The following is a 16,014-nucleotide window of genomic DNA, read 5'->3' on the forward strand; positions in this document are numbered from 1 at the left end:
TCCTTGACTATCCTTACTGCCTGTGCATAATTCTCTATTGTGGCTCTTTGAGTCATGGGGTATCCTCCTTTTGTTTTGGTATTGGCTTACCATGGAGATACCCCTTTCTTGCTTCTGACACAAGAAATAATACATTACCAAAAAGGGCGGGGTTTTAGCCCGCCCTTTTTGTAATCATGGTGGGCAATGCCCACCCTACTGCTACTGATTAGAACTTCACATCAAGCATAAGATATGCAAATGTTGCGTCCTCATTCTTTGGTATTGCCCTTCCGGCATAATCCTTTGGAAAGCCGCTATCACCTGCATTCCCGGCGTCCCTTATGGCATAGGCTACCTCAAGGGATGTGTTCTTTGTTATATTATAGTTGGCTTTCACATTTATTTCCTTTCCAAGGTCATCGCTCTGGCCTGAGGCAACCTCGTCGGCCTTGTATTTCCAGTACTCTGCAGCCACCTTGAGATTATCCATGGGCTTTATACCAACGTTTATAGACCATGCCTTCATATCTGACCAGGTTATATCGTCAGTAAAGCCATAGAGGGGGTGGTTTGTTGGATATAGGTTACGAAATGCCTCGTTCTTGTCAGTTGTACCTGCCTTATCTCCAGTTGCCTTATCATACTCTGCGCCTATCCTGAGGTTCACAGCCTGCGGTATGGTATAGCCCGCCTTTATAGCGTACGCGTTCGAGTCCTGTTTTGTTTCAACCTCTGTTGAACTCATACTGCTTCTGCCACCCTGCTTGGCATATTCTGCTGTCCAGTCAATATTAATAGCGCCGCCGTTGAGCCTTGCGCCCATGGTCCTTACATCCCTCTTTACGGTAGTAGCGCCGTCCCTGTCCTGAAAGTAATAGAGGTCAAGGGTATTCATCGGTATTGCCTTTACCGTGGCATAGATGCCGTTAAAGTCTAAATCCTTCTGTCCAAAGCCTGTTGTTGAGGTGGTTGTTGTAGTTCCTCCCTCATCCACCTTTGCTGTCCAAAGGTCAACATTAAATACCTCGTGGTTGTAGCTGAGCTTTATTGCGTCAAACCTTCTTGCATTGTTGCTCCACTCAAATGAGCCTATTAGCCTGTGCTCTCCGTATGCCAGCACCTGACGGCCTACCTTTATAGAGAGCGGCTGGTCAAGGATATTGCTGAACACAACATATGCCTGGCTTAAGTCAACTGCCTGAGCATCATTACCAGTGGTTGCTGTCGACCCTTCATCTCCCCAGTTCCTTGAGTCCTGGAGTGAGACAAATACCTTTACATTGCTCTCAAGTTCTGCGTCCACATTAAGGCGGAGCCTCTGCTCTATATATTTTACATCACGGGCCTGTGCACCGTCTGTCTGTTTTTCATTGTCAACCCATATGCCCCTTTCCCGCAGCTCTCCTCCTATCTTCACATCTGCTGCCATTACTGGCAATACCCATGCAGCGGTCACAAGGGCTGCAAAAACTGCTATTAGAATCTTCTTCATATTTACTTCCTCCTTTGTTTTATTTTTTATTACTTCTTCTTTGAAGAGAATTATCAAACCTAAAGGTTTGAGTTACAGTAGCTCAAGGCTTCAGCCTTGAAAACCCTCAAACCGCAGGGCTAAAGCCCTGCCCTGCATCAATTTATTTTCTTTTTCTTACACACCTCCTTTTGATTTTCTTGATGTTTCAGCGCGTCCACGCGCCGAAACATCATCCTCAAAATAAGGGCCATCTTTAAATTATGAAGTTTTTATACCATAAACAAATAGGTTGTCAAGTGTTTTTTTATACCACCCCTGCCTTCAGCAGGTCCTGCAAATGGATAACACCCGCAACCCTATCCTCTTTTTTACCTTCATAGACAAAGAGGGTGGTTATTGAATAATCCTCCATCACCTTTAATGCGGACTCTGCGAAGGCGCCCTTTTCTATCTTTTTTGGATTTTTGGTCATTACATCCTTAATCTCTTTATTAAGTATATCTCCACCTTTTTCCAACGCCCTTCTCAAATCCCCGTCTGTTATAACGCCGGCAAGGCGGTTATTCTTATCAAGCACGGCTGTTATGCCGAGCCTTTTTGCAGTTATCTCCAATATGGCATCCTTCATTGACGCATTGATATTAACAAGCGGGATGTCTTTGCCTGTATGCATGAGTTTATCTATTTTTAAAAGCCTTTTGCCAAGGCTTCCTGCTGGATGGAGCAGCGCAAAATCTCTTTCTTTGAAACCTTTTTTTTCAAGCAGCGCAACTGCAAGGGCATCGCCCATAGCCAGAGCGGCGGTTGTAGAGGCGGTAGGCGCAAGACCAAGAGGACACGCCTCTTCTTTTACAGCTATATCAATGACAACATCGCCTGCCTTTGCAAGGTTTGATTTCAGATCGCCGGTCATTGCAATGAGTTTTACGCCCATCCTTTTTATCAGGGGAAGTATCCTTATTATCTCCTCTGTCTCACCGCTGTTGGAGACCGCAATAACCACATCGCCTTTCATAAGCATACCGAGGTCGCCGTGAACGCCTTCGGCAGGATGCAGAAAAAATGCAGGGGTGCCTGTTGAGGCAAAGGTGGCCGCAATCTTCTTGCATATAAGCCCGCTCTTGCCCATGCCGGTTATGACGACCTTGCCTCCGGAATTTAATATAAGGTCAATTGCCTTTGAAAAATTTTTATCAAGCCTTCTTGCAAGACCGGATATGGCATCCGCCTCTGTTTTTAAAACTCGTTTTGCGGTTGAGATGGTTTTGTCGGTAGTCATAATCGTTTCACCACCCTATCCAATTCTTTCAACTGTTTCAACAGCCCCAGAAGATTATAAAGACTCACCGAATTCGGGCCATCACATAAAGCCTTATCAGGATTTGGGTGAACCTCCATGAATATGCCGTCAACACCTACTGCAACAGCAGCCCTTGCGAGATATTCCACCATATCCCTTTCTCCGCCTGATGCGCTGCCAAGTCCGCCCGGAATCTGAACGCTGTGGGTTGCGTCAAATATCACAGGATACCCCATTTCTCTAATCAGAGGGATTGCCCTGAAATCAACAATAAGGTTGTTGTAGCCAAAGGATGCGCCTCTTTCAGTAATGATTATATTTTTATTTCCAGTGGAGACAGCCTTATCAATTACCTGCCCTACATCCCACGGCGCGAGAAACTGTCCTTTTTTGATATTTATAATCCTGCCTGTCCCTGCTGCCTCTAATATCAAATCTGTCTGCCTGCAAAGGAACGCGGGTATCTGGATAATATCCGCCACCTCTGCAACCTCTTTTACATCCCCTTTGCAATGGACATCTGTAAGAACCGGCAGATTAAATCTCTTTTTTACCTCTGCCAATACCTCAAGCCCTTTTTCAAGCCCAGGTCCTCTGTATGATTTGACGGATGTCCTGTTTGCCTTGTCATACGAGGCTTTGAATATAAGGGGTATCTTGAGCCTTCCGGCAATGCCCCTGAGCCTGCCTGCAATGGCAAGGGTTGTCTTTTTATCTTCTATGACGCATGGTCCTGCTATCAAGACAAAAGGGGCATTGCCGCCGATGGTTATGTTACCGATCTTTATTTTTCTCATAATAGTTTCGTTCTATTTATTTTTCTTCCCGCTTTCATATATTTTATTTGCCTCTTTTGCTGTTGCGTTTTCGTGGATGATGGCACGGATTGCTTTTATCATTGGAACAGGATGCGGATTCTGCCAGATATTCCTTCCAAGATTGACGCCTATAGCGCCCCTCTTCATGCCGTCATGGACAAATTCCAATACCTCAAAATCCGTCTCTGTCTTTGGCCCTCCTGCTATGACAACAGGGACAGGACAGCTATCCACTACCTTGTCAAAGTTTTCGCACCAGTATGTTTTTACAACCTTTGCGCCAAGCTCAGCTGCAATGCGGCAGCACAGGGAAAGATAACGGGCATCCCTCTTTTGCAGTTCCTTGCCAACCGCAGTAACCGCCATTACCGGAATGCCATAATCTTCGGCTTCATTCACAAGCTCTGCAAGATTTTGCAGCGTCTGGCGCTCATAATCGCTGCCTATAAAAACCGACAGTCCTACAGCAGAGACATTGAGCCTTATCGCCTCTTTTATGGATGTAGTAAGACATTCATTTGCCAAATCTTTTCCTACAATGCTTGTGCCTCCTGATACCCTCAGGATAATCGGCACCGTATTGTCAGGCGGCACACAGGAACGGAGAACCCCCCTTGTAACAAACAGGGCGTCGCTGTATGGAAGAAGGGGTTTAATGGTCTCCCCCGGTTTTTCCAATTTTGATGTCGGCCCCAGAAAATACCCATGGTCAATAGGCATAAACAGGCACTTTCCGTCAGGCTTTATTATCTGTGACAAACGATTCTTCATTCCCCAGTCCATTTTAAAATCCTCCTTTGTTGTATAGAGTCAAAGTTTTTTACTCTGACACTATGACCCTTTGACTCTATGGCGCTTGTTTTACAAACTTCTCCCTGCATTCTTCACTGCAAAAATAGATTATCTCATTTCCATTTCTCACTCTCAAGGCTTCAGTCTTTGGATAGTAGCTTTGACAAACAGGGTCAAGCACCATCTCGTCGCCCTGCGGCACAGGCTTACCTTTCTGCTGCATAGGGGCTTTCTTAGGATATAAAAACGCCATGATAATCCTGTACAGCAAAAAAATCAGTATGATGTATATCAGGATTCTCATATATTCAGGCGAATAACCTTTTTATTATCGTCTAACTCTCTCAACAAGTCAGCCGCTCTTTTCTTTAAAACAGGATGAATAAAATCCGGGGCTATCTCGCTTGCCGGAGTCAAAACAAACCTTCTCTTATGAAGCAGCGGGTGCGGGATAATGATTTCTTTTATCTCTGTTATATCCCTGTTAAAGAAAAGGATATCCAGATCAATAACCCTTGGCCCGCCTTTTTTTATCCTGTTTCTTCCAAGCCCCTTTTCTATATCTTGAAGCAGGGCTAATAATGCCTTTGCATCAAGAGACGTCTCAATCTTAACCACACAATTTATAAACCAGTCCTGCTCTATCTCACCCCACGGTTCTGTTTCATAAAAAGAAGACATCTTTACCAACTTTATATTTTTACTATCAACTATACGCTCTATAGCCTTCCTGCAGTTCCCAAGCCTGTCGCCGATATTTGAACCTATGCTGATAAAGACAGTATGAGACATGTAGTTAAAACACCAACTCCAGTTCCCCCAACCTCTTCTTCATCTCTGCAACAACCCTTCTCTCATCCTCCTCATTCTTTGCGGCAAAGGTGGCTGAAAATCTTAAGTAATGCCCGACATCATCCCATGGGACAGTTGATATGAGTTTTTCTGTAATAAGGTATTCAGATACATCCTCGGCTGTATTGAACCTTGCGCCGCTCTTAATACCTTTTGGCGCCCCGACATACAGATAGAATGAACCTTGCAGCATTTTTGCAGAAAAGCCCGCTGATTTGAGGGCCTCCACCATCATCTCAAGTCTTCTCTTATATTTTACGGAAATTTTTTCAGTCATCTCCGGGTGTTCCAGAGCATACACCCCTGCCTTCTGTATTGCAATAAACTGGCCTGAGTCATAATTATCCTTCACATGGCCAAAGGCGCTGATTATTTTTTCGTTGCCGACAACGAATGCAATCCTCCACCCTGTCATATTGAATGCCTTTGAAAATGAATGCAATTCTATGCCAACATCTTTTGCGCCGTCAACTGACAAAAAAGATAATGGCTTACCGTTAAAGCTGATGGCGGCGTATGCAGCATCATGCACAACAATAATATTGTTTTTATGGGCAAACTCTACGCAATTTTTAAAAAAATCAATTGTTGCCGCTGCGCCTGTCGGATTATTAGGATAATTTATATAAAGGAGTTTTGCCCTTTTTAAATCATCTTTATTTACAGCATCAATATTGGGTAAAAAATTATTCTCCTCTGTTAACGGCAGATTAACTACCCTGCCGCCGCACCACCGGGTATGCGTGGCAAGGATAGGATACCCCGGAACAGTAACCAATGCCACATCTCCGGGATTTATAAATACTGACGGGAGCATTGCAAGGGCAGACTTTGAGCCGATGGAGTGAAGAGCCTCCTTAACAGGGTCTATCCCCTTTACACCATATACCCTTTCCATGTATTTTACAGCAGCGTCTTTCAGTTCCTGAATTCCGTTGTCTGCATAGCCCCTGTTTTCAGACTTGGCGCATTCAATCTTTAACGCCTCCACAACCATCGGAAATGCCATCTCATCAGGTTCGCCGACGCCGAAATCAAGGAGTTCAACATTGGGACAAGCCTTCCTGGCTGCTGCCTTTGCCCTCTTTATTTTTTCAAATTTATAGATCTTTGTCTCCTTACCAAAGGCGGAACTGCCTATCCTATCAGCGAAAAGATCCTGGATGTAATTCTCAGACACTTAAACACCTCCATTCATTATTATTGCTCATTAACTACCTTACTGTATTTACCAGACTTCCTATCCCCTCTATCCTGACCTCAACCTTATCCCCCGGTTTCATCTTTCCTATGCCTGAAGGCGTGCCTGTAGCAATCACATCGCCGGGGAGAAGGGTCATTACATGAGACACAAAAGATAGTAAATGATAAACATCAAATATCATATCGTGCGTAAATGTATCCTGCCTCTTTTCTTCGTTAAGATATGTCTCTATGCGGATATTATCCGGATTTAAATCAGTTTCTATCCACGGTCCAATAGGCGCAAATGTGTCAAATCCCTTTGCCCTTATGTACTGGATATCCTTGCCCTGCAAATCCCGCGCTGTAACATCGTTTATGCAGGTATAGCCCAGTATATAGGCCATTGCGTCCTCCTTCCTTATCATGTGAGCTTTTTTGCCGATGACAATCGCCAGTTCGCCTTCATAATCCACCTGCCTTGACATATGATGTGGATAGATGATTTCATCACCCGGCCCTATCACAGCAGTAGGTGGTTTCATGAATATCATGGGCTCTTCCGGCAGCGGTTTGTTAAACTCTACTGCATGGGCCTTGTAATTTAACCCTATTGCAACAATCTTTGAAGGTTCGCATGGCGCAAGGAGTTTTATGGAGTTGAGTTTGTGACTGACAGAGGTTTTTTTCAAGCTGCCAAAAATACCCCCTTCTATCTCAACAACATCTTCCCCTTCAACAATACCGCATCTTATTAAACCATCCTTCAAAATCCTTGCAAGTTTCAACTATCATCTCCTTTTTATGTTCTTCCCCACCATCGCCTTTATCTTCAAGCGCAAGGCATTAAGTTTTATAAAACCCTCTGCATCCTTCTGGTCATATATAACATCCTCTTCAAATGTGGCAAAATCAGGATGATAAAGGGATCGGTTTGATTTTCTGCCGACAACATCACAGTTACCCTTATAGAGTTTTATCCTTGCAGTTCCCGTCACCCCTTTTGCAGCCTCATCTATCATCTTTTGAAGCATCTCCCTTTCAGGTGAATACCAGTATCCGTAATAGACCAGTTCTGAGTATCGCATTATGAGGCTGTCCCTGAGGTGCATTACCTCCCTGTCCATTGTAATAGATTCTACAGCCCTTCGCGCCGCATGGAGTATTGTGCCGCCCGGCGTTTCATACACGCCCCTGCTCTTCATGCCCACATAGCGGTTCTCCACTACATCTACTCTCCCTATGCCATTTTTCCCGCCAAGCTTATTCAACTCTGCAAGAAGCCTTGCAGGCGCAATTTTTTTGCCGTCCACTGCAACTGGATCTCCGTCCTTGAAATCTATCTCAACATATGCCTTCTTATCCGGTGCCCTTTCCGGCGATACACTCAATACAAACATATCCTCAGGCGGAGGAGCCCATGGGTCTTCAAGTATGCCGCCTTCAAAACTTATATGAAACAGGTTTCTGTCCGAGCTATACGGCTTTGCCTTTGTTGCAGTAACAGGGATGCCGTGCCTCTCTGCGTAATCTATCAAGTCTGTCCTTGATTTCATATCCCATTCGCGCCACGGCGCTATAACCTTTATGTGCGGGTCAAATGCATAATATGTAAGTTCAAATCTTACCTGGTCATTACCCTTTCCTGTTGCGCCGTGAGATACTGCATCAGCCCTTTCCTTTTTCGCAACCTCCATCTGCGCCTTTGCAATGAGCGGCCTTGCTATGGATGTGCCAAGCAAGTATTTCCCTTCATAAACAGCGCCTGCACGGAGCATCGGAAAGATAAAATCCCTTACAAACTCCTCTTTCAGGTCTTTTATATAAATCTTCTTTGCGCCTGTGGCTATGGCCTTTTTCTTAAGCGGCGTCAACTCCTCTCCCTGCCCCAGATCAGCGGCAAAGGCAATGACCTCGCAGTTATAATTTTCTATAAGCCATTTTATTATAACCGATGTGTCAAGCCCGCCTGAATAGGCCAAAACAACCTTCTTAATACTGCCCATGAAAATCCTCCCCTCCTGTTAACAGCATCTCCAGTATCACCTTCTGCACATGCAGCCTGTTTTCCGCCTGATCAAAGATAACAGATTGACTTCCTTCTATCACCTCATCTGTAATTTCTTCTTCCCTATGCGCAGGGAGACAGTGCATAACAATGGCGTCTTTTTTTGCAAGTTTTAACAATCCCGAATCTATCTGATAGCCCTGAAATGCCTTTTTCCGCTTTTCCGCCTCATCTTCCTGACCCATGCTGGCCCAGACATCTGTATTCAGGACATCCGCATCCTTTGCGGCCTCTTTCGGATTCTTTACAATCGCTATATTTGATTTTGTCTCTTTTTTTGCCTTTTCCAAAATCTTTTTGTCAGGCCAATACCCGTCAGGGCAGGCAAGCATCAAATCAAAACCAAGCCTTGACGCCGCTTCAATCCATGAATTAGCCATGTTGTTGCCGTCGCCGATCCATGCGGCCTTAAGCCCTTTATATCCCCCTTTTTTTTCTATAACAGTAAAGATATCCGCCAGAGCCTGACACGGATGATGCAAATTCGTAAGACCGTTTATAACCGGGACTGAAGAATATTTTGCAAACTCCTCCACCATATCATGGCCAAATGTCCTTATTACAATGCCATCCAAATATCTTGACAAAACCCTTGCAGTATCTTTTACGGGTTCTCCCCTCCCTATCTGAGAATCCTTGTGGCTTATAAATACAGCATGACCGCCCATCTGATACATCGCAGCCTCAAAGGAAACCCGTGTCCTTGTTGATGCCTTCTCAAAGATAAGACCCAGGGTCTTGCCTGTTAAAGGCTGATACGGAATGCCTCTCTTCTGTCTGCCCTTTAAAATAGCGGCCTTCTCAAAGACGGCGACTATCTCTTCCTTAGTTAAGTCAAAGATAGTCAGAAGATTTTTTTTATCCATGCCCCCTGCCTTCATACCTTTACACCTTTTAATACCTCTTCCAGTATCATGAACATCTCATCAACCTCATTCTCTGTAACCACAAGCGGAGGGATAAAGCGCAGTATCTTATCGGAAGTACAGTTTATTAAAACCCCCTTTTCCATGCACCCTTTTACAATATCCGCTCCGGAAATATTCAGCTCCATCCCTATAATCAATCCCTTCCCTCTGACCTCTTTTATAAACGAATATTTCGCCTTTAATCCTTCCAATCTTTTAATAAGATAATTGCCGACCTTACGGCAATTTTCCAACATGCCTTCTTCCAATACTGCCTTAATTGCCGCGATACCTGCCGCTGTTACAAGCGGATTCCCTCCGAATGTAGATGCATGGGTTCCCGGAACAAAACTCTTTGCCACCTCATCTGTTGCAAGCATTGCGCCTATGGCAACGCCGCCTGCCAGACCCTTTGCAAGTGTCATAATATCGGGTGTTACGTCATAATGCTCATAAGCAAATAACTTTCCCGTGCGTCCCATACCAACCTGAACCTCGTCAAATATGAGGAGCAAGCCTTTTCCCTTACAGAGCGCTTTTAACTCTTTCAGATAATTATCCGACGGAATATTTACCCCGCCCTCGCCCTGAATCGGTTCAACCATAACAGCAGCAGTCTGCGAAGTTATGGCATCTGCCACTGCGCCAACATTATCAAAAGGCACATAGATGAATTTCTCAAGCAATGGTTCAAATCCTTGCTGAAACTTCTTCTGGCCTGTTGCCGCAAGTGTTGCCATTGTCCTTCCATGAAAAGACTGTTCCATTGTAATTATCTGAAACTTGTCTTCATTCTTATCCTTAAAGTATTTCCTTATAAGCTTTATCGCAGCTTCGTTAGCCTCTGCGCCTGAGTTGCAGAAAAATGCCTTTTGGGCAAATGAGTTCTTGCAAAGGAGTTCAGCAAGCCTTGCCTGCGGCTCAATATAATAAAGATTAGATATATGGATGAGCCTCTCTGCCTGCTCCTGAATTGCCTTTACAACCTTTGGATGGCAGTGTCCGAGGTTGCACACGGCAATCCCTGCCACAAAGTCCAGATATTCCTTGCCGTCCACATCCCAGACCTTGCATCCCTTGCCTTTTGTAATGACAATAGGAAAACGATTGTAGGTATTTGTAATGTATTTGCCGGTTAGGTTTATGATTTCCTGCGTATTCACAACTATCCTCACGATTGAAAGTGTATAAAGATACCAAATCAAAACTTAAAATTCAAAAGAAAAAACTTGCTAATCTCTAAAAAGCTGTCCCTGTTGTTTCTTTGCAGAAATGAAACTTGTTTGTGCGATATAAAATATTTAAGCGCTATTTTTGGGTGAGTTAAAGCAATTTAAGGAATTGATCCACGGTAAGACCACTATTGCGGATAAGGGCGCGGAGGGTGCCAACTGACAGTTCTTTATGTTGCGGGATTGATAGATTAAACGGATGCCTTGTTTGACCATCACTAAGTGACTGCCGACTTGTCCCATAGATTCCCATCCGGCCTTTTGAAATGCCTTCACAGCATCTTTGCCGGATATATTGCCCAGCCTTCCCATGTCTACACTGCCACAACAATTTGCTGCTGAACAACCTTTTTAGGCAAGGCAGAGACGGCTTTCTGGTCTTCGGCCCATAACCAGGCTGTTATGGCCTCCTTGATGTTCTCAATGGCCTCTTCTTCATTCTTACCCTGAGAAACGCAGCCCGGAAGAGCCGGGCATTCCACAACAATCCATCCGTCCTCAGCATGCTCAAGGGTTACATGAAATATCATATTTACTCCTGATAAAATCGGTTTAAATACAACTTAACACCCTGAACCTTTACTGTCAAGCGTATTAACGAATGGTCTGTCTCATCTCACCACAGCCCGCATGATTTTTATAGCCAGCCGCAGGCTTTCCTCATCGGTTTCTTTTAAAAACTTGCTAATGGCCTCCAGCAGTTCCTTTATGTTCACCTCATGGCCAAAATCAAAAATCTCCCACATCTGCACTTCAAGGGCATGGGCAAGTTTGCTGATTTTATAGTTTTCTGATGTCTCTTAACCCTTCACACCTAAAGCCGCTTCTTTAATTATTTTTTATTGCATATTTATACAAATAAAGTCAATTTATTCAAGCAGTTATTCAGAATAGCGCATATCAAATAAGTTAGTTATTGTGGTATGACTATAAAAAATAATTTGACATTATATTTATAATCTATTAGGATGTAGCTAATCTTGTAACACGGGAGGCTACCATGACATTGAAAAAAGAAGAAGTAGTAGTTCCAGCCAATTTAAAGGAAGACTTAAAGGCAGTGTTCACAAAAAAACAACCAGTTGTGTACACGACATTTTGCATTAGCCAAAAAGCACACGATGCTATAAGAGAGCATGCGAAACTATCTGGCCTTAAGAACTCTGTAGTCTTTGATTTGTTATTAGCTGTTTTTAAGGTATGTGAAAAAAACCCTATCTCGTTGGTAACTGAAGAAAATAGAACCCTGATAAGAAAAACTTATGTTGTTGAAAAAAGGACACTACATAAGTTGGCAGAAATTGCCAAGGGCAAAAAAACATCTCGTGACAATATAATAGAACAGGCTGCTTTACAAATGAAGGCTCTTTTCCACAAATCTGAATCTGATAGGAAGGAAAAAGTTCAGAAAATATTTGATACGATATTAAATCCATTTTGGGATCAGGTATGTGACATAAAAGAAAAGTTGTGTGAAGAGTTGGGAGGAGATGATCCGATATGTAACCGGTTTGGGTTAATAGTGTCTGCAGTAGATGGTTTTATACAGGATATAGAAGCCTATCTTACTAAAGGAACACCTATAAATCCTGATTTTTAGTTTAACAAAACTAATTTTCTAATTATTTTATAAAAAAAGGAGGGTTAAGAAAATGAGTATAACTGCTCATGCGTTAGAACGGTGCAGGCAACGGGGAATACCAGAATATGTGTTGGGGATAATCAAAGATATAGGTGTTAAGGAAAAAAGATCATACGGGGCTACATTGTCAACAATTTGCAAGAAAGATTTAGACAAAATGATTCATGAACTTAAATCAATGGTTCAGCAGGTTGATAAACTAAAGAAGGTATCCGTAATAGTAGCAGAAGACAATGAGACTATAATTACAACCTATAGGAAGACTGAATAAGGAGGCCGTGGTTATGGATTCCAATCTTAATTATATCAGGCAACAGTTTCAAGGTTATGAAAATAATATGGCTAATGAAAAGGGCTATCATCATCTTGAAAATGCATTGGAAAGCGCAATGGAAGTAATAGAAAATGGCACTGATGGAAAGGAATGTCTTATAAGTTGTAATTGTATACAGACATACCTGAGGAAAACTATAAATAAGGCAAAAGAATTACTTTGCACTTCGCCGAATAGCGAGCAACTATGTGCTGTCTATACCTCTATGAAAAGTTTTATTGATTGCGGTTTTGATGACATACCAAAATATTTTTGCCAAATAAAAGGTAAAATACTTATACGATGGGTTGAAGCATCTATGAATGAGGGCGAACTATCAGAGATAAAACTTTATAGCTGTAAGAAGGAGATATACGAAGCACTCCTTGCATCAGGAGACCCAGCAGCCGTAGCCGTAGCATCAGAGGTAACTGGATATCCAATGGTTAAAGACTTCAATGATGTAAGACCATTAAGCAATGATGAGAAAGAAGAGTGGCTTGTTTACATGAAGAATAAAAGTTGATAAATCTATTTTTTTATCAGATATGTTTTAGAAAAAAAGTTTCTTGTAAAATGAAGGAAAAGGCATCAGATTTATTTTATAAATATTCATTCACATCCATTCAACCCTAACCTTATCCATCAGCTTCTTAAATTCCCTGTCTCCTGTAAGCAAAGGATAATCGTAAGCAATTCCCGGAATAGTTGACTTGATTCAATGGGAAAAACCAAGGATACTCCGGTTTTAATTTCAATCCCAATAGCCTGCAAAACTTCTTGCCGGCAGCAGACTCAAAATCACCTGCTTTCAGCAAACAGCAGTTCAGGGTCTAAATCCGCTCCGTTGTCCCATTCTACGGTATCAAAGCTTACGTGGACTGAATTAAAAAGCTTCTCGTCCTTCAATTCCCTGAAAATGCCGTTCTCAAGATAAGGTTTTGCATCAAATAGTTTTTCTGTACCGTTTTCAAAGGTAATGGCAAGCTTGAAATCCGATAAAGGGCGAACGTTTTTTACACCGACATACATACAAACACCTCCACACTTATTTGAGTGGTTCTATCTTAAAAGGCAACTCGCCTTTTGAAGCCAGCTCCCAGTCAGCGGTTAACTCATCTTTGTGAAGCTCCGCCCACGCCAAGACAAGTTTTGCCTGCTTTGCAGGCAGATTTCCGTCAATGATTTCACACGATGTTATATCCACTATTGCCTTATACTCCTGATAGTATGCATGAAAATGCGGCGGGTTGTGCTCAGCCTTTCCGCAATACATCCTGATAATGATTCCGTAAAACATACTTATAGTAGGCATATCTCGGATTCCTCTGAGTGTTCATTTAAAGATTATCAGCACAATGCTTTAGTTGTCAAGAATTTCGATGCCCCAAAATCCTAAGGGCTCAGAACGGCTCAGGAACGGTTCCCCCATTTTTTATTATCACATCCATTCAATCTTAACCTTACCCCGCAACTTCTTAAATAAATTCCTTGTCTGTTGTTATCGTTAACCCCCAGCCTTTTTGCCTCATCCTACTTTCACTTCCTCATGGCCTTTATTTCCTTAACTATTGTCTTAACATCTAACCCATTAAGCCAGTGTTCTCTTTCCTTGGTGTAATTTCCTATTCGCACTTCAAATTGAGGTATTGGATTCTATCCTTTTCTCTGTGCCTTTATTACCCTGTCTATCCCTGCAAGGTCTTTTTTGATATCTATCTGCTCAAAAACATTGTTCTGTTTTATTAACTTTTTTATCTCCTCTGCCTGGCCGTAACCCATCTCAAGCATGAGATAACCGCCTTTTGCAAGATATGCCGGCGACTCAGCGATAATCCTTCGGTAGAAATCAAGGCCGTCATCTCCGCCGTAAAGCGCCCCGGCCGGTTCATACTGAGATATCTCCGGCTCTATCTTCTTCATCTCATCCTTTGAAATATAAGGCGGATTGGAAACAATTATATCGGCTTTTATATTCAGGCCGTTCAACGGTTCAAACATGTTGCCTTGTAAAAAGGTTATTCTGCCGGCAACATCATGTCTTTCAGCATTCTCCATTGCCACGTCCAGAGCCCTTTCCGATATATCAATTGCATATACTTTGCAACCCGGAATCTCCTTTGCAAGGGAGATAGCTATACAGCCGCTGCCGGTGCAGAGGTCTAAAATGAGCGGTGAGTGGTTTCTAATATTTTTACTGACCACTGGCCACTGTTCACTGGTCACTGTCTTTATCGCTTCTTCCACCAAAATTTCAGTCTCAGGCCTTGGTATCAGAACATCCCTTGTAACCTTAAATCCAAGTCCCCAAAATTCCTGCTCGCCGATTATATATTGGGACGGCTCTCTTTTTATCCTCCGCTCAACAAAACCAATAAATTCTTGCAAGACATAATCAGAAAGATGGTTCTCATGATTTAAATAAAGCTCCGTCCTTTTGCAGTCAAGCGCATGAGCAAGGAGATACTCGGTCTCTATCTTTGCATCAGGAACATTATAGCCTGCAAGATATTCTTCTGCCCATAATAGGGTTTCACTTATTGTCCAGATTTTCTCAGCAGCACATGCCATATCTTTCTCCTGCTTACTTCTTACTTACTACCCGCATAATCTCCGTCCCGATCCCTGCGTCTGTAAACACCTCCAGCAAAACCGCATGTTCAACACGGCCGTCTACTATGTGGGCTTTGTATACCCCGCCTTTTAAGGCGTCCAAACAGCATTCCAGCTTTGGAATCATGCCTCCTGAGGCCGCGCCTGATTTTATAAGCTTCTTTGCATGGGTAGTATCCATTGCTGATATAAGTTTTTTATTTTTATCAAAAACTCCCTGCACATCCGTCAGAAGTATCAGTTTCTCCGCCTTCAGCGCAGCAGCTATCTTTCCGGCCACATTGTCCGCATTTATGTTGTATGTCTTACCATCATCGCCAACACCAACAGGGGCTATGACAGGTATAAATTTATCGCGGTCAAGTGTTTCTATAACTTTTGGATTGACTGATTTAACCTCGCCTACCATACCCATGTCTTCACCCTTATTCTTTAACTTACTTGCCTTTATGAGTCCGCCATCCTTGCCGCTGAGCCCCACCGCCTTTCCGCCGAAATGATTGATAAGCCCCACTATCTCTTTATTAACCTTGCCGACAAGAACCATCTCCACAACATCCATGGTCTCTTCATCGGTAATCCGTATCCCTTTTACAAACCTGGATTCTTTGCCGAGTTTTTTCAAAAACTCGCCAATCTGCGGCCCGCCGCCATGCACAATGACAGGATTGAGGCCAACATACTTCATGAGTATTATATCCCTGGCAAAGCTCTGTTTGAGCCTCTCCTCCACCATTGCATGACCGCCGTATTTTATGACAATGGTCTTGCCGTAAAACTGCCGGATATACGGCAATGACTCAAGAAGCGTTTCTATTTTTTGGATGTATCTTTGCAT

At 43.1% G+C, this 16,014-nt stretch carries 19 protein-coding genes and 2 pseudogenes; 3 read left to right on the forward strand and 18 right to left on the reverse strand.

Annotated elements, in window-relative coordinates; translation table 11 throughout:
* Positions 1–208: 208 nt before the first annotated feature.
* From Q8P28_10525 to Q8P28_10590, 14 genes and pseudogenes are all read right to left on the reverse strand, one after another.
* Positions 209–1,474: an alginate export family protein gene (locus tag Q8P28_10525; protein ID MDP2683212.1), complete on the reverse strand. Its 1,266-nt coding sequence runs from the start codon at positions 1,472–1,474 to the stop codon at positions 209–211.
* A gap of 286 nt (positions 1,475–1,760) precedes the next feature.
* The gene (locus tag Q8P28_10530; protein MDP2683213.1) at positions 1,761–2,735 is read right to left on the reverse strand and encodes a KpsF/GutQ family sugar-phosphate isomerase; all 975 of its coding nucleotides are present in this window, start codon (positions 2,733–2,735) and stop codon (positions 1,761–1,763) included.
* Positions 2,732–3,556, reverse strand: coding sequence for a 3-deoxy-8-phosphooctulonate synthase (kdsA, locus tag Q8P28_10535; protein MDP2683214.1), 825 nt, complete (start codon positions 3,554–3,556; stop codon positions 2,732–2,734). The genes Q8P28_10530 and kdsA overlap by 4 nt, the downstream gene beginning before the upstream one ends.
* Before the next feature lie 9 nt (positions 3,557–3,565).
* Positions 3,566–4,369 (reverse strand): annotated as a pseudogene (lsrF, locus tag Q8P28_10540) (3-hydroxy-5-phosphonooxypentane-2,4-dione thiolase).
* 52 nt (positions 4,370–4,421) lie between these two features.
* Positions 4,422–4,589, reverse strand: a complete 168-nt coding sequence (locus tag Q8P28_10545; protein ID MDP2683215.1) for a hypothetical protein — start codon at positions 4,587–4,589, stop codon at positions 4,422–4,424.
* A 77-nt stretch (positions 4,590–4,666) separates the two neighbouring features.
* The gene (folK, locus tag Q8P28_10550; GenBank protein ID MDP2683216.1) at positions 4,667–5,158 is read right to left on the reverse strand and encodes a 2-amino-4-hydroxy-6-hydroxymethyldihydropteridine diphosphokinase; all 492 of its coding nucleotides are present in this window, start codon (positions 5,156–5,158) and stop codon (positions 4,667–4,669) included.
* A 4-nt stretch (positions 5,159–5,162) separates the two neighbouring features.
* Positions 5,163–6,398: an LL-diaminopimelate aminotransferase gene (locus Q8P28_10555; protein MDP2683217.1), complete on the reverse strand. Its 1,236-nt coding sequence runs from the start codon at positions 6,396–6,398 to the stop codon at positions 5,163–5,165.
* Positions 6,399–6,432: 34 nt separating this feature from the next.
* Positions 6,433–7,188 (reverse strand): fumarylacetoacetate hydrolase family protein, encoded by a 756-nt coding sequence (locus Q8P28_10560; GenBank protein ID MDP2683218.1) that lies wholly within the window; start codon positions 7,186–7,188, stop codon positions 6,433–6,435.
* A 3-nt stretch (positions 7,189–7,191) separates the two neighbouring features.
* Complete coding sequence (locus Q8P28_10565; protein ID MDP2683219.1) at positions 7,192–8,406, reverse strand: argininosuccinate synthase; 1,215 nt, start codon at positions 8,404–8,406, stop codon at positions 7,192–7,194.
* Positions 8,393–9,334, reverse strand: coding sequence for an ornithine carbamoyltransferase (gene argF, locus Q8P28_10570; protein MDP2683220.1), 942 nt, complete (start codon positions 9,332–9,334; stop codon positions 8,393–8,395). The genes Q8P28_10565 and argF overlap by 14 nt, the downstream gene beginning before the upstream one ends.
* 11 nt (positions 9,335–9,345) lie before the next feature.
* Complete coding sequence (locus Q8P28_10575; GenBank protein MDP2683221.1) at positions 9,346–10,539, reverse strand: aspartate aminotransferase family protein; 1,194 nt, start codon at positions 10,537–10,539, stop codon at positions 9,346–9,348.
* Between the two features lie 160 nt (positions 10,540–10,699).
* Positions 10,700–10,920, reverse strand: a pseudogene (locus Q8P28_10580) (type II toxin-antitoxin system HicA family toxin).
* 2 nt (positions 10,921–10,922) lie between these two features.
* Positions 10,923–11,138 (reverse strand): type II toxin-antitoxin system HicB family antitoxin, encoded by a 216-nt coding sequence (locus Q8P28_10585; protein MDP2683222.1) that lies wholly within the window; start codon positions 11,136–11,138, stop codon positions 10,923–10,925.
* A gap of 81 nt (positions 11,139–11,219) precedes the next feature.
* On the reverse strand, positions 11,220–11,354 hold the full coding sequence (locus Q8P28_10590; protein MDP2683223.1) for a hypothetical protein: 135 nt from the start codon (positions 11,352–11,354) through the stop codon (positions 11,220–11,222).
* 254 nt (positions 11,355–11,608) lie between these two features.
* Between Q8P28_10590 and Q8P28_10595 the strand changes: the two genes are divergently transcribed.
* Genes Q8P28_10595 through Q8P28_10605 form a run of 3 tightly spaced genes read left to right on the forward strand, consistent with a single transcriptional unit; the run spans position 11,609 to position 13,089 of the window.
* Positions 11,609–12,208 carry a hypothetical protein gene (locus tag Q8P28_10595; GenBank protein MDP2683224.1) on the forward strand — a complete coding sequence of 200 codons (600 nt, stop codon included), beginning with the start codon at positions 11,609–11,611 and terminating at the stop codon, positions 12,206–12,208.
* Positions 12,209–12,260: 52 nt separating this feature from the next.
* Positions 12,261–12,521, forward strand: coding sequence for a hypothetical protein (locus tag Q8P28_10600; GenBank protein ID MDP2683225.1), 261 nt, complete (start codon positions 12,261–12,263; stop codon positions 12,519–12,521).
* Positions 12,522–12,534: 13 nt separating this feature from the next.
* The gene (locus Q8P28_10605; GenBank protein ID MDP2683226.1) at positions 12,535–13,089 is read left to right on the forward strand and encodes a hypothetical protein; all 555 of its coding nucleotides are present in this window, start codon (positions 12,535–12,537) and stop codon (positions 13,087–13,089) included.
* Positions 13,090–13,364: 275 nt separating this feature from the next.
* Here Q8P28_10605 and Q8P28_10610 read toward each other — a convergent pair whose 3' ends face one another.
* From Q8P28_10610 to argB, 4 genes are all read right to left on the reverse strand, one after another.
* Complete coding sequence (locus Q8P28_10610; protein MDP2683227.1) at positions 13,365–13,595, reverse strand: DUF2442 domain-containing protein; 231 nt, start codon at positions 13,593–13,595, stop codon at positions 13,365–13,367.
* A 16-nt stretch (positions 13,596–13,611) separates the two neighbouring features.
* Positions 13,612–13,878 carry a DUF4160 domain-containing protein gene (locus Q8P28_10615; GenBank protein ID MDP2683228.1) on the reverse strand — a complete coding sequence of 89 codons (267 nt, stop codon included), beginning with the start codon at positions 13,876–13,878 and terminating at the stop codon, positions 13,612–13,614.
* Between the two features lie 341 nt (positions 13,879–14,219).
* A complete protein-coding gene (gene prmC, locus Q8P28_10620) occupies positions 14,220–15,134 on the reverse strand; it encodes a peptide chain release factor N(5)-glutamine methyltransferase (GenBank protein MDP2683229.1) in 915 nt (304 codons plus the stop codon).
* A 13-nt stretch (positions 15,135–15,147) separates the two neighbouring features.
* Positions 15,148–16,014 (reverse strand): acetylglutamate kinase, encoded by an 867-nt coding sequence (argB, locus tag Q8P28_10625; GenBank protein ID MDP2683230.1) that lies wholly within the window; start codon positions 16,012–16,014, stop codon positions 15,148–15,150.

The organism is Deltaproteobacteria bacterium (assembly GCA_030690165.1).
GTDB lineage: Bacteria > Desulfobacterota > GWC2-55-46 > UBA9637 > UBA9637 > JACRNJ01.